This window comes from Ktedonobacter sp. SOSP1-52, from assembly GCF_016587395.1.
Genome location: NZ_BNJH01000004.1, coordinates 801,983 through 815,648, shown reverse-complemented (window position 1 = coordinate 815,648; position 13,666 = coordinate 801,983). Strand labels below are relative to the sequence as shown.

The window sequence follows — 13,666 nt, the reverse complement described above, 5'->3', positions numbered from 1 at the left end:
ACTCTGTTACTATTTTGTCGTGTGAGCCATCAATAAGGCAACGCAATCATTGATGAGCTATCTCAAGGAGAGTGGCAATGTCGACCTACGCTTATCATCAGATCTTACAGCAGGTTCAGCAGTTATCACCTTAAGAACGCGTCCTTAAAGCTTTAAGGAGTTCATATGTCTTTCGAAATTCTCAAGGGTATGGGTACTACCCTGAAAAATATGGGCAAGAAGCCTACCACCATCTCCTATCCCGAGGAGGAGCGCGACCTGGCGCCGCGCTTCCGTGGTCGCCATGTGCTACACCGCTACGATAACGGGTTGGAGCGCTGTGTGGGCTGCTACCTCTGCGCAGGGGCTTGCCCGGCTGACGCGATCTATATCGAGGCCTCGGAGAACACCGAGGAGGAGCGTGTCTCCCCAGGTGAGCGTTATGCCCGCGTCTTCGATGTCAATATGCTGCGCTGTATCTTCTGTGGCTATTGCCAGGCGGCCTGCCCCACGGGCGCGATTACCCTGGAGAAGGAATACAAGCTGGCCTCGTTCCATCCCGAAGACCTAGTCTATCATAAAGAGCAGCTTCTGGAGGCGAAGGGCAGCGCGACCGTTGGCTCGAACGAGGTCTGGGCCGATCCCGCGCCCGAACCTGATTCGGCTGAGCAGCCTGTGCCGCAGAAGAGCAATGTCTTCGATGGCTCACAAGCCAGCGCGACCGCGGTCGGCCTGGGCGACTACCAGACTGAGCGCCCCGTGCTATTCGAGGATCCTGACCAGGACGCGGACCGCCGCCAGCTAGGAAAATAAGGAATCGTTATTATGACACCTACGATACTCGCATTCGCCGTGCTGGCAGTCGCCAGCGCCGCCTCCGCTATCGGGGTCATCGCCTTTAAGAACGCCGTCCATAGCGCGCTCAGCCTGATTCTGACGCTCTTCTTCCTGGCGATGTTCTACCTGCAACTAGGCGCGATGTTTATCGCCGTGGTGCAGGTTCTGATCTACGCGGGCGCGATCATGGTGCTCTTCCTCTTCGTTGTGACCATGCTCACGACTGATGCGCAGGACAAAGGAGAGGATCGCATCCCCTGGCAACGCTATGTCGGCAGCCTGCTGGGCGTAGTCCTGGTTGGCGCGCTGAGCTACCTGATTTTCAAGAATGTCTCTGGTAGCCCAACAGTGCTTAAGGCTGGCGATAGCTATAGCCAGGCCGTTGCTGTGCATGGCAACGTTGAAGCCTTTGGACTGGCACTCTTCCATGGTTATCTCTTCCCTTTTGAGGTCACCAGCCTGCTGATCGTGGTCGCCATCCTGGGCGCCCTGGTCTTTGGTCGGAGGGCCTAGATGAAGCTATTCTTCCCTGTTTTTCAGGGTCTTCGCTGAACGTGAGGATGGAGGTCTTTTTCCCTTCTTATCAAGGGTCTTTCGCTGAATGTAATGATGGAGGTTTTTCCTTCTTATGCCTGAAATTTCTACATTGCCGCCACTCTCAGCGTATCTGATCGTCAGCGCCATATTATTCGGTATCGGTGCGATTGGCGTGCTTATCCGGCGCAACCCGCTGGTAATCTTTATGTCTATTGAGTTGATGCTCAATGCCGTCAACCTATCGCTTGTGGCCTTTTCAACATTTCTCGATTCCGCGGATGGACAGATGTTTGTCTTCCTGGTGCTGACCGTGGCCGCCGCCGAGGTGGTCGTGGGCCTGGCCATTATCGTTTCCATCTTCCGCACCCGCCACAACATTGATGTTGACGAGATGAATATGTTGCGAGGTTAATGAGGGGGCAGTATGATCAATCTTAGTCTGTGGGTACTGCTACCACCCCTGCTCGGCTTTATCGTGCTAGGGCTGGTCGGCAAAGTCTTGCCCCGCGCCGCGATCCTGACTGTGGGCTGGGGCGCGTGTGGCCTTGCCTTTCTCTTCGCGCTAAGCAACTTTGTCTCGATGCTCGGCACGCCAGCCAATGTTGCCGGCGGTCGTGTCAATGATACAGTGGTCTATCACTGGATCACATCGGGTACTGGTAGCGGCGCGTTCAATGTCGACTTCGGTCTGCTGCTCGATCCCCTGACCGCGACGATGTTGCTGGTCGTGACGGGCGTGGGCCTGCTGATCCATATATACTCGGCAGGGTATATGGAGGATGATCCGGGGTTCTGGCGTTTCTTCGCCTACCTGAACTTTTTTATTTTCTCGATGGTGTTGCTGGTCACCGCGGATAACTTCCTTTTCCTGCTGATGGGCTGGGGCCTGGTGGGCCTGGCCTCGTTCCTGCTGATCGGTTTCTGGTACCAGCGCTCGGCCCCTGTGGCCGCAGCACGTAAGGCCTTCGTCATCAACGTCATTGGTGATTTCGGCCTGATGCTGGCCATCTTCCTGATCTTCCTGAACTATGGTACGCTGAACTTTCATGATGTCTTCACGAACGTCAACGCGGTCTCGACTGGTAGCGCGACGGCAGTGGCGATTACGCTGCTGATCTTTGTGGCCTGTGCCGCCAAGTCAGCGCAGTTGCCGCTCTACATGTGGTTGCCCGACGCTATGGAAGGCCCGACACCCGTCAGCGCCTTGATCCATGCTGCGACGATGGTAACCGCTGGTGTCTACCTGGTCGCGCGCGCGCATCCGCTCTTCCAGATCGCGCCCGTGGCGCTCAACGTTGTAGCAGGTATCGGTGGCGCGACGGCACTCTTCGCGGCGACCATCGCCCTGGTACAGTTGGATATCAAGCGCGTCCTGGCCTACTCGACCATTAGCCAGCTGGGCTATATGTTCATGGCCGAGGGCGTCTACAACTATTCGGCGGGCATCTTCCACCTGCTGACGCATGCCTTCTTCAAGGCCCTGCTCTTCCTGGGCGCGGGCGCGGTGATTCACGCCCTGGGCGGCGAGCAGGATATGCGCAACATGGGTGGCCTGCGCAGCCGCTTGAAGATTACCTTCTGGACCTTCCTCTTCGCGACCTGGGCCATCAGTGGTCTGCCACCCCTGGCTGGTTTCTGGAGTAAGGACGAGATTCTGGGCGGGATCTTCGCCCAGGCCGTGCATACCGTCAACCCCGGCTACTATGTGCTGTGGGGCATCGGTATTCTGACAGCTGGCCTGACCGCCTTCTATATGTTCCGCCTCTTCTTCTCAGTCTTCTATGGCGAGTATCGTGGCGGCGCGGCGGTTCAGTCTGGGCACGAGGATGACGAGGTAGAAGACCTGGCTCCCGCGAATCATGGTCACGGCCATGGCGCACCCGCCAGCATCTACCAGGTCTACGAGGTTCCAGCTGTCATGTGGATGCCGCTGGCGATCCTGGCCTTCCTCTCGATCATCGGTGGTGTCTTCGGCTCCTTCTCGCTGATCGGTCTGCCTAACTGGTCGCCGCTGGGCAATTTCCTGGCTCCGGTCTTCTCGGGTGTTCAGACCCCTGAGATCTCACTGGGTCTCGAATGGGTCTCGGCTGGCCTGAGTATCGCGGCGGCGCTTGTAGGTTTCTTCCTGGCTCGTGCTCGTTACGGGCAGGGCTTTGCCTACAAAGAAAGCACCAGCCCGGTCTACAAGCTGCTCTTCAATAAGTACTATGTCGATGAGGCCCTTGGCTGGCTCATCGTCAAGCCCGTTCAGGGCGTGGGTCGGCTCGCCACGCGCTTCCTCGATGGAAGCCTGCTGGGTGGCATCAATACTGGTATTACCGCGCTCTTCCGCGGTTCGAGCAGTGGCATCCGTCGCCTACAGACTGGCTATATGCGTAACTACGCGCTGGCGATCCTGTTCGGCGTGCTGCTGATCGTTCTGTATTACGCGGTGAGGGGGTAGAGGTTATGCAGTCGTACATTCTCTCGTTACTAATCTTCCTCCCGCTGCTTGGAGGAGCCGTTGTGCTCTGCCTGCCGAAGGCGAACCAGGCGCTTATTCGCTGGGTTGCGCTAGCCTTCGCGGGGATCAACGTGATATTCTCGTTCATTCTGGCTCTGCTGTATTCGCAGGCTACGGTGAGCAATTTCAGCCATTCGAGCTTCCAGGAGCGCCTGCCCTGGATTCCTTCGATTGGCATCAACTATACCCTTGATGTCGATGGCATCAGTCTGCTGCTGGTCGTGCTGACCTCGCTGCTCGGACTGGTGTGTATGGCGGCCTCCTACCGCCAGCAGAAGCGCTTTAAGAACTACATGGCCTTTATGCTGCTCCTGCAAAGCGGTATCCTGGGCGTCTTTCTCTCGGCGAACCTCTTCCTCTTCTATATCTTCTGGGAGTTGATGCTGATTCCAGCCTACTTCCTGGTGGGTACCTGGGGCGGAGAACGCCGCATCTATGCCGCGTTCAAGTTTGTGCTCTATACCTCCGTGGGTAGCCTGCTGATGCTGGCGGGTATTATCGCCGTGGGCTACTTCTACACGCGCACGGCGGGTGCAGGTTGTCTCTTCACGCTCGATATCGGCACCCTGACCAACGGTCTGACCAACCCCAATACGGGTGCGGTCACCTGCGCGGCCCATTTCGATAGCACGACGCAGCTCTGGCTCTTCCTGGCCTTCGCGGCGGCCTTCGCGGTGAAGATTCCCTTTGTACCATTCCATTCCTGGCTGCCTGATACTTATAGCGAGGCGCCCGCGCCCGTGACGGCTATCCTGGCTGGCGCGATGTCTAAGACCGGCGCCTATGGCTTCCTGCGCATCTGCATTCCGCTCTTCCCGCTGGCAGTGCAGACCCTGGCCCCGTTCTTTAGCATTCTGGCCGTCGTCGGTATTCTCTACTGCGCGGTCCTGGCCCTGGTCCAAACGGATCTCAAGCGCATTCTGGCCTACTCCAGTATCAGCCACCTGGGCGTGGTGATGCTGGGTATGTTCGCCTTTAACGCGCAGGGTGTCGAGGGTTCGGTCCTCCAGATGGTCAACCATGGTATTACGACCGCGGCCCTCTTCCTGATCGCGGGCTACATTGAGGAGCGCGTGGGGACACGCAATATCGCCGACTTTGGTGGCATCGCGACACGTGTGCCGATCATGGCGACGGTGCTGCTGATCGCAGCCCTCTCGTCGCTGGGTCTACCTGGACTCAACAGCTTCGCGGGCGAGTTCCTCTCGCTGCTGGGCGCGTTCCGCAGTAACGTGACTCTGGGTGTGCTGGGAACTGCTGTGGTCGTCCCTGCCGCCTGGTACATGCTGCGCTTCTTCCAGGGCGTGATGACAGGTCCAGGCCCGGCCCTGGGTCCAGTAGCGCAGGTCACACGTCGCGGCGGCCTGGCGGATATCCGTATGGGCGAGTTCCTGGCGATCCTGCCACTCCTGGCGTTGATCTTCTACATCGGCTTGCAGCCTGCGCCGCTCACCTTCCTGCTGCACCAACCGGTGTTGAACACGATGCAAAATCTAGGCAATGCGTTCATCAAATGAGCGTAGAGGGAGCCTCCCGCGTGGCGGCTCCTCTCTCACGAGGTATGGTCAATGACGTTTACATTCACTGTCACCGCCGCTGATTGGTGGCGAATAGCGCCATTAGTGGTCCTGGTGGGCATGGCTCTCATTGTGATGCTGGTTGATGCCGTATTGCCGCATGAGGGTGAGCGCACCAAGCATAGCGGGCCACAGAACTACACCATTCTGCCAATCCTGGCATTTGTGGGTGTGGTTGGCGCTATCGGAACCACGATCGGGCTTTTACTTGGCGGAGATCAGCTAGAGGCCTTCAATGGCATGCTTGGATCAGATCAGGGCACGCAACTGGCGTACCTGATTATTCTGAGCGCCGCTGGCCTGGGCATCCTGCTCTCGCCGCCGTATCTCAAGCGCCTGCAACTGGTACACCAGGGCGAGTATTACGCCCTGATGCTGCTGGCTGCCGCGGGCATGATGCTGCTGGCCGCTGCGACCAGCCTGCTCACGGTCTTCCTGGGTATTGAGATGCTCTCACTGGCCCTGTATATTCTCTCGGGCTTCATCGAGCGCCGTCGCGCCTCGCTGGAGTCAGGCATGAAGTACTTCCTGCTCAGCTCCTTTGCCTCGGCCTTCCTGCTCTATGGCCTGGCCCTGACTTATGGCGCGACAAATAGCACGCGTTTCCTGGATATCGCCTCCTTTGCCGCGCACCTGCATGGTGCGGCCAACGGCACGGCACAGGTTCCGATCCTTCTGATCGTGGCCCTGGGCCTGCTCACGGTAGGCTTCGCCTTCAAAGTCTCGGCGATTCCCTTCCAGGCCTGGACGCCCGACGTCTACCAGGGCGCGCCCGCTCCTGTGACCGCCTTTATGTCGGTTGGTACTAAGGCCGCGGCCATGATCGCCTTTGGGCGTCTCTTCGGACTGGTCCTACTGCCCTTCCATGATACCTGGGCGCCCGTGATCTGGGCCATCGCCATCCTGACCATGGTTGGCGGCAATATCATGGCCGTGGTACAGACCAACGTCAAACGCCTGCTGGCCTATTCCAGCATTGCGCACGCTGGCTATATGCTGATCGGCATCGTAGTTGGTGGCACGCTCGGCATGAGCGCGCTGCTCTTCTACCTGGCCTGCTATACCTTCCTGAACCTAGGCGCATTCGGCACCATCTCGGTCCTGGAGGGCCTGGATAACGGGGGTAGTAGCGCCAACGACCTGCGAGGTCTCTGGTATCGGCGCCCGGTCGTGGCTGGTCTGCTGGCCTTCTTCCTGCTGGCCCTGGCGGGCTTCCCGCCCATGGCTGGCTTCGCTGGTAAGTACTACATCTTCTACGCCGCGCTCGCGGGTGGGCATCCTGAACTGTTGATCATTGGTGTCCTCGCCAGCGTCCTGGGTATGTACTACTACCTGCGCGTCATCGCCACCATGTTTATGGAGCAGACGGAGGAAGAGAAAGAGACACTGACCCTGGGAACCGTTCCGGCCTCGCCCAAGGTCAGCGAATCCCGCCGCCCGGCACGCGCCTCTGGTGCTGCTCGGAGCACCACCGCGACACTCTCGCGTGGTGGCGCCGCCGTCGCCGTCAAGCCAGAGACACGCACCGCTGTGGTGAACTCACCTCTCCCCACCGAGGCGGAGGAGCAAGATCCAGCGCGCAGCCTCAACTGGTTCGCCTGGACCGCTCTGGTCATCGCGGCCATCGGCACGCTCGCGGTCGGCACGGTCCTGCCCTTCTGGCTCGTCCAGCTCGCGCAGCAAGCCGCCCCCATGATGCTCAAGTAGGAATACTCAAGAGAAAGAAGCAGGCCCGCTGTGCATGCACAGCGGGCCTGCTTCTTTCTCTTGAGTTACTCTGGTTGGGCACCACAAAAGGCAAGATTGGAGAAGATTTTTAGAGCTAGAATGGTACAATTAACACCTGTGAGTGAGAAAGGAAATATAAACCAACATAAGAGGAGACAGTATGCGAAAAGTCACTTCCAAAGACAGCACACCTATAGCCTTCGATAAGTTCGGGGAAGGTCCCACGCTCATCCTTGTGGCAGGCGCGACCGCAACGCGTGTAGCCGAGACATCGCTAGCCACGGTCCTGGCACCACATTTCACAGTATTCGCCTATGATCGGCGAGGACGAGGAGACAGTGGAGATACCACGCCATACGCGGTCGAGCGCGAGGTAGAAGATATTGAGGCCCTGATTGACGAGGCTGGAGGTTCGGCGTTTGTCTTTGGTCACTCCTCTGGAGCGGTCCTGGCCCTTGAGGCAGCGCGCCTCCTCCCCGGTAAAATCACAAAGCTAGCGCTATACGAACCACCATTTATCATCGATGATAGCCGACCTCCCACGCCAGAGAATTATGTATCACACTTGAACGAGCTGATATCATCAGGTCAGCGCGGCCAGGCGGTCAAATACTTTATGATAGAGGCTGTGGGTGTTCCTGTCGAAATGGTTGCTCAGATGCATCAGTCACCCATGTGGTCTGGGCTAGAAAAAGTAGCCCACACAATCGTGTATGATGGCACCATCATGGGTGACACCATGCGTGGCGATCCGCGACCACTCAAGAAATGGGCCTCTGTCAGCGTTCCCACCCTTGTAATGGATGGCGGAGCCAGCCATGTGTTCATGCATCACGGAGCGCAAGCAATTACCGACATCCTTCCCAACGCGCAGTGCCGCACCCTCAAAGGCCAGGACCACGGCCCAGCGGATGATGTTCTCGCCCCCGCACTCGAAGCCTTCTTCCTCAGCTAACGATACCATCCTGCTGAGTGGCACGACGCTGCTAAAGCACGCGTCTACATATGCAGGTACGAGATCGCCCGTACCTGCATATGTAGACGCGTGCTTTAGCAGCGTCGGTTAATGGGATATTTCTCCCCTTTGCTGGACAAGCGTGATGATCTGATCCTGAAGCGTGGTTCTATCCACCTGGTCATAGTCGGCGCGCTTCTGTTCAACTTCTTCGATATATTGCTCCGACCACTCGCGTAGTGCCCAGATCGGCTCGATAAGCGTCCGGCCCAGGGGCGTCAAAGAGTACTCCACCATGGGCGGAATCACGGGATAAACCACACGTTTGACCAGGCCATTACGCTCCAGGCCGCGCAAGGTCTGCGTCAACATTTTCTTCGAGATACCCTGGATATGCCCGTGCAACTGACTAAAGCGTCTTGTCTCCCCACGCAGAGCCACAATGACCAGCATAGTCCACTGATCGGCGATCAACTCCAGGCCACGCCGTGTGCGGCAATCCGGCCGAATAATCGGCTCTTCAACTTTATTTCTGGTAACCATGAGGTAACTATATCACTTTGCGGTCACTCCTTACAAGAAGAAAGCTTCTTCTCTATAATTTGCAATAACAACACTGTTTTACGACGCTTCAAGCGCACATATAGAAGAAGAGGAAATTAAATATGTCTTCATTGAGTATTACTATCCTGGGCGCAGGACCTATCGGGAGCACATTGGGCCGCAAGTGGGCAAAAGCCGGGCATAGCCTTGCCTTTGGGGTGCAGAATCCTTCGAGGGAGTCAATAACGTCGCGTTCAAGGTGCTAACACGCTGGCAGAGAGTAGTTACTATATAGAATAGATTCTGAAGGAGAAAGACATGAAAGCCAACTTGATTACGGCATTTGGTGGACCCGAAGTATTGCGGATTGGTGAAGTGCCGGAGCCCAAGCCCGGACCTGGACAGGTCGCAATTAAAGTAGCCTACGCTGGTGTGAATTTTGCCGAGACGATGGCACGGCGCGGAGGACGGCACAGGGAAGAACTCCCATTCATTCCCGGCCTTGAAGTCTCAGGGCACATTCATGCGCTTGGCGAAGGGGTCGAAGGCTTGCGTGTGGGGCAACCAGTCGCCGCGCTGACGTTGAGCGGTGGTTATGCCGAGGTGGCACTGGCCCAGGCCACGCTCACCTTCCCCCTCGACGCGACCAGTGGAGAGATTGATCTCGCGACAGCGGCTGGTTTTCCAACCATCGTGCCAACAGCTTATGATATGCTTGTGCGGGTCGCGCACCTACAACCGGGTGAAACAATCCTTGTTCATGCAGCAGCAGGTGGTGTGGGGAGCATCGCGGGACAGATAGCCAGGCACCTGGGTGCTGGCCTGGTCATTGGCACAGTAAGCAGTCAGAAGAAAGCCGACTATGCAAAATCTTTCGGCTATGATCATGTCATCCTGCGTGATGATTTTCTCCAGCAAACGCAAGAGCTCACACAAGGGCGCGGGGTTGATGTCATACTAGAGGCAATCGGCGAGCCAGTACGCAGTCAGAGCCTCACAGTTCTTGCACCATTTGGCCGACTTGTTATCTTCGGTAACGCCAGCGATGAGCAGGGGCGAGGCCAGAGTCTGCCACAGAATCCTGGCAACTTTCTCGTCGAGAGCAAGGCCATCATGGGCTATAGCATTGGCGTATTGAGCGCGACAGCCCCCCATCTCGTCGCCGATACCGCACGTCGCTCCCTCGAACTGGTCGCCCGCTCTCAGGTAAAGATCGATATCACTGATATCCTACCACTGGAACAGGCCAGCGAGGCCCACCGCCGCCTGGAAACTGGCCAGACCATGGGAAAACTGTTACTGCGTATATAGAAGGAGAAGACGCTGCTAAAGCACGCGTCTACATATACCCGCAATATGTAGACGCGTGCTTTAGCAGCGTCTTCTGAAACGCCCCCGAAAAGCTCTAGTATTCTCATTTCATTCGGAGTGGTGCGCTGCCTTCAGCGCATGACGTTTCGGACCATGCCCGATTACTTTTGTAGGGGAAAGAGGGCGCGCAGCCGCTCATTGCGCAGGTACAGCCCTCCCCAGATAAACAGGCCGACATAGACCGGGAAGAGAATATTACTGAAGAGTGGAGCATCTATGCGCAGGTTGGTAGCAACGGCACCTCCAAGATAACCTGTCAGCAGGATAGCACCGAGAACAGAGGTAGATGGAATTATATAGAGGACTAGGCACACAAGTTCCACAATTCCGATCTCAAGCGCGACGCTCGCAGGATATCCAAGTTGCTTGAATGAATCCATGACTGGGGGAATTTGCAGTACGTGTGTTACGCCATCGAAGAGCAGGAATAGAACTACTAGACCTGTCAAGATACGTCCAATCCAGAGTTGCGTTTTTGAACCCGAAGCCATTTGTGTGGCTGTTTGCATGAATGTTTCTCCTCAATATTTTTATCTCTCTATATACTTATTCCCTCCTGATGAGTAAAAAGCGGAAATGAGTTTTTCTTCGTGGCATCTTCGCTTCCACATCAGTTCACTAGAGAACGTACTCACCGCACAAGGGAATAAAATACGGTATACTTCAGAAAAAATATGCTTGAGGTGAGAAAGAGATGTCTCGAACAGGTGTGGAAGAGAAGCTTCCTTGGAGGGAGGTTCCCAAAGCAGTGCGTCAGCAAGTCGATAGCGCGTTAGGTTCCCCCGTGACACGAGCAACACGCGTCTGGGGTGGATATGGACCAACACCAACCTATCGCCTGGTGCTAGAGGATGGACGGCGGGCCTTTTTAAAAGGCACCTACCAGGAATCTAATACCTTCATGAAAAACGCGCTACGTTCTGAGGAGCGCGTCTATCAGGACCTAGCACCTGTGCTGCACAGATGGATGCCCCGTTTATACGCAGCCATTCATTATGCTGACTGGCACGTGCTAATCCTGGAGGATCTCGGTCCACAGAGTGTTCCGCCCTGGACACCTGGGAAAGCTCGTGCCATCACGCAGGCCCTGGCCGATTACCATAAAGCGTTGCTTGGCACTCAGCCTCCCACGTGGCTCTCTCAACCTCAGGAAGACTTAGCGCAGGAGAATTGGACTCAGGCGGCTCAAGAGTCTCAGGATTTTCAAACAATCGCAGCCTTTGCAGGTGCAGAAGCCTCCCAGGCGTTGGCCTGGTTGCAAAAAATTTCTCCCACCATTGAGACTGCACTGAAGCAACCAGCGCTCACAGAAGCTCCATATGCCATTCTGCATGGTGATTTACGCTCAGATAATTTACGCTTTAACCAGGGGCGTTTGTATCTATTCGATTGGCCCTCCATTCAGCTAGGGCGACCAGAGTGGGATATTGTTGCCTTTGCTCAGAGTGTGGCCGTCGAAAATGGGCCTTCTCCCGAACAAGTAATAAAATGGTATGGAGAACAATTTCCCTTGCGCACAGAAGCCATTGAAGGTGCTCTTGCCTGGTGGCTTACCTTTTTTGCCCGGCGAGCCTGGCAACCTGAAATCCCTGGACTTCCTCGCCTCCGCCGCTTTCAGCGTCAGCAACTGGGCATCCTGATATTCTGGGCAGCACGTCACTGGTCATTTCCATCCCCTAAGTGGGCCAGGTTACTACTAGAGTAGAAGCGGCACACTTTGCAGCATTATCTATTTGCGTGCTATACGCAACTAATTCCTCCTCCTCCTCCAATTTTTGCCTACTACTATCAGATCCCCTTTTTAGTTAGAACTTGGCTCGACTGGCTCAAACAACTACAATCAGAGGTAGAAGAAAAACGCGACAAAATGTCCCACTTTCCATAAAGCGGCGTCATTATAAATGGAAGAACTTTGAGGCCTCAAAACTTCTGTTTGCAAAAACATCACTCTTATCCAAGGAAATAATACATATGCAAGCTGGTTATACCTTTTCAACGATGCACCAGCCGGAGGAATTACAGGGAGAAGAAGCGCTTGTGCAGGCGGCCAAAGCAGACCCGGTCGCTTTTGAGCCGCTCTACCAGCACTATAAAGCTCGCATCTATCGCTACCTGTTACTGCGCATTGGAAGTCAGGAGGACGCGGCGGATCTTACTCAGCAGGTCTTTCTCAAGGCTATGATCTCGCTGCGAGATTATAAAGCGCGCGGCAGCTTCGCGGCCTGGCTATTTCGTATCGCTCTTCATACCGCAAGCGATACGTATCGCCGGAAGAAATTTGCCTTCTCCTGGTATAGCTTGCCAGAGGCAGAGCAGCTCATAGGTGACGAAGATCCCGAAAGCATCTTTCTCCTGCGCGAGCGCCGCGTGCATCTGCGTGAGCTAATCGATCAGCTCGATGAGCGCAAGCGCGAACTGATCGCTTTGCGTTTCTCGGCGGGCTTGAATGCCAGCGAAATCGCTCAGGTTGTTGGCAAGAGTCCCGCCGCCGTCCGCAAACAGCTTACCCGTATCCTACAAGGCCTCAAGGAGCAACTGTAATGTCTAAACAACAGAAACTCATCCAAACATATAATGACTTACTTGAGACAGCAGCCGACCAGAGACTCATGCACGTGGTTGAGGAACTAGATAGCCTCAGTAACACTTCGCCTGTCCCCAATAATGTCAACTGGCAGAACCTGCGCATGCGCTATGCCCAGCACTCGTTTCAGAAGCCCACGGTCGTGCCTTTCCGTGAACAAACACAGTCCTGGTGGTTCACTCTGACCAGAAAAGCCATCCTGGTGCCACTGATTGCCGCGTTGTTGATCGTGACTACAGCCTCCGCCTTCGCGGCCACCCCACTCCTGCAAACCTTGCTCCAGGGAGGAAGCTATAATGCAAAAGATTCTATCAAGTACAGCACCTTCGGTGATATCCAGCTTTCACAGAAAATTGGGAACGCCACTGTAAGGCTGGAGAAGGGCTACGCTGAAGACCATAATATTGTACTAGGCGTCACGGTCACACCGGTTGATGACAATTCCATACTGAACAATCCGCGCCTCACGACCGCCGATGGTACCGATCTCTCATCGAGTGGTCAGCTGCTGGGCGATGTCGAGAATCATATCCTGGCCCAGTCGATGACCTTTAGCGATGCTAATGTTACTGGAGCGCCAGCCTCGCTCAATCTGATACTCAAGATGGACCTGGTACAGAACGGGAGTACGCAAACAGTTGTTTTCCACTTCCAGCTCCCATATCACCAGGGCGAGATCGTAGCACCGCATCAGCAAGAGACCTCACAGGGTCAGGTCATCACACTGGAGAAAGCGACCATTGGTAAGACGCAAACCACGATTGAGTTCTCAGGCCTGAATGAGATTTCTGTTACATCGGCTGTTGGAAAGCCTGTCACGCCGCAAATCGATATGCAGACCAGCAGTGCCAATCACATCACGACCTTCGATTATGCTGGCAACAATGAGAGCGGGAAGTTTGTCTTCCGCTTCAATAGCGACCTGAGCCACTATCACGGCCCCTGGACCATCATTGTCACCAAGGGCAACACTTACAAGTGGACCTTCCACATCAATGTATAAAGCATAAATAGTGTGGTACGAGTTGACAGCCTATGGCTGTCAACTCGTA

General features: G+C 55.7%; 13 protein-coding genes. 11 read left to right on the top strand and 2 right to left on the bottom strand.

Going from position 1 to position 13,666, the window contains the following annotated elements; translation table 11 throughout:
- The first annotated feature begins 165 nt into the window (after positions 1–165).
- The 7 genes from nuoI (at position 166) to JMJ16_RS38660 (ending at position 8,116) form a co-directional block, all read left to right on the top strand.
- Positions 166–792 (top strand): NADH-quinone oxidoreductase subunit NuoI, encoded by a 627-nt coding sequence (nuoI, locus tag JMJ16_RS38690; protein WP_201390172.1) that lies wholly within the window; start codon positions 166–168, stop codon positions 790–792.
- A gap of 12 nt (positions 793–804) precedes the next feature.
- The gene (locus JMJ16_RS38685; protein ID WP_201390171.1) at positions 805–1,329 is read left to right on the top strand and encodes an NADH-quinone oxidoreductase subunit J; all 525 of its coding nucleotides are present in this window, start codon (positions 805–807) and stop codon (positions 1,327–1,329) included.
- A gap of 115 nt (positions 1,330–1,444) precedes the next feature.
- On the top strand, positions 1,445–1,765 hold the full coding sequence (gene nuoK, locus JMJ16_RS38680; protein ID WP_201370208.1) for an NADH-quinone oxidoreductase subunit NuoK: 321 nt from the start codon (positions 1,445–1,447) through the stop codon (positions 1,763–1,765).
- Between the two features lie 12 nt (positions 1,766–1,777).
- Positions 1,778–3,796 (top strand): NADH-quinone oxidoreductase subunit L, encoded by a 2,019-nt coding sequence (gene nuoL, locus JMJ16_RS38675; protein ID WP_201390170.1) that lies wholly within the window; start codon positions 1,778–1,780, stop codon positions 3,794–3,796.
- A 5-nt stretch (positions 3,797–3,801) separates the two neighbouring features.
- The gene (locus JMJ16_RS38670; protein ID WP_201390169.1) at positions 3,802–5,373 is read left to right on the top strand and encodes a NuoM family protein; all 1,572 of its coding nucleotides are present in this window, start codon (positions 3,802–3,804) and stop codon (positions 5,371–5,373) included.
- A 51-nt stretch (positions 5,374–5,424) separates the two neighbouring features.
- The gene (locus JMJ16_RS38665) at positions 5,425–7,140 is read left to right on the top strand and encodes an NADH-quinone oxidoreductase subunit N (RefSeq protein ID WP_201390168.1); all 1,716 of its coding nucleotides are present in this window, start codon (positions 5,425–5,427) and stop codon (positions 7,138–7,140) included.
- A 181-nt stretch (positions 7,141–7,321) separates the two neighbouring features.
- On the top strand, positions 7,322–8,116 hold the full coding sequence (locus JMJ16_RS38660; protein WP_201390167.1) for an alpha/beta fold hydrolase: 795 nt from the start codon (positions 7,322–7,324) through the stop codon (positions 8,114–8,116).
- A 108-nt stretch (positions 8,117–8,224) separates the two neighbouring features.
- Here the strand turns inward: JMJ16_RS38660 and JMJ16_RS38655 are convergent, their stop codons facing one another.
- On the bottom strand, positions 8,225–8,659 hold the full coding sequence (locus tag JMJ16_RS38655) for a helix-turn-helix domain-containing protein (RefSeq protein WP_201390165.1): 435 nt from the start codon (positions 8,657–8,659) through the stop codon (positions 8,225–8,227).
- A 318-nt stretch (positions 8,660–8,977) separates the two neighbouring features.
- Here JMJ16_RS38655 and JMJ16_RS38645 point away from each other — a divergent pair, with 318 nt between their 5' ends.
- The gene (locus tag JMJ16_RS38645; protein WP_201390161.1) at positions 8,978–9,970 is read left to right on the top strand and encodes an NADPH:quinone oxidoreductase family protein; all 993 of its coding nucleotides are present in this window, start codon (positions 8,978–8,980) and stop codon (positions 9,968–9,970) included.
- Positions 9,971–10,131: 161 nt separating this feature from the next.
- Here the strand turns inward: JMJ16_RS38645 and JMJ16_RS38640 are convergent, their stop codons facing one another.
- Positions 10,132–10,539: a DoxX family protein gene (locus JMJ16_RS38640; protein ID WP_201390159.1), complete on the bottom strand. Its 408-nt coding sequence runs from the start codon at positions 10,537–10,539 to the stop codon at positions 10,132–10,134.
- 185 nt (positions 10,540–10,724) lie between these two features.
- On the opposite strand from JMJ16_RS38640, the gene JMJ16_RS38635 reads away from it, so the two are divergent.
- The 3 genes from JMJ16_RS38635 to JMJ16_RS38625 all read left to right on the top strand — a co-directional run bounded on the left by JMJ16_RS38635 (position 10,725) and on the right by JMJ16_RS38625 (position 13,617).
- Entirely contained in the window at positions 10,725–11,735 is a 1,011-nt protein-coding gene (locus JMJ16_RS38635; RefSeq protein ID WP_201390157.1) for a phosphotransferase, read from the top strand.
- A 266-nt stretch (positions 11,736–12,001) separates the two neighbouring features.
- Positions 12,002–12,571 (top strand): RNA polymerase sigma factor, encoded by a 570-nt coding sequence (locus JMJ16_RS38630; protein WP_201390155.1) that lies wholly within the window; start codon positions 12,002–12,004, stop codon positions 12,569–12,571.
- Positions 12,571–13,617, top strand: coding sequence for a hypothetical protein (locus JMJ16_RS38625; protein ID WP_201390153.1), 1,047 nt, complete (start codon positions 12,571–12,573; stop codon positions 13,615–13,617). The genes JMJ16_RS38630 and JMJ16_RS38625 overlap by 1 nt, the downstream gene beginning before the upstream one ends.
- Positions 13,618–13,666 lie beyond the last annotated feature (49 nt).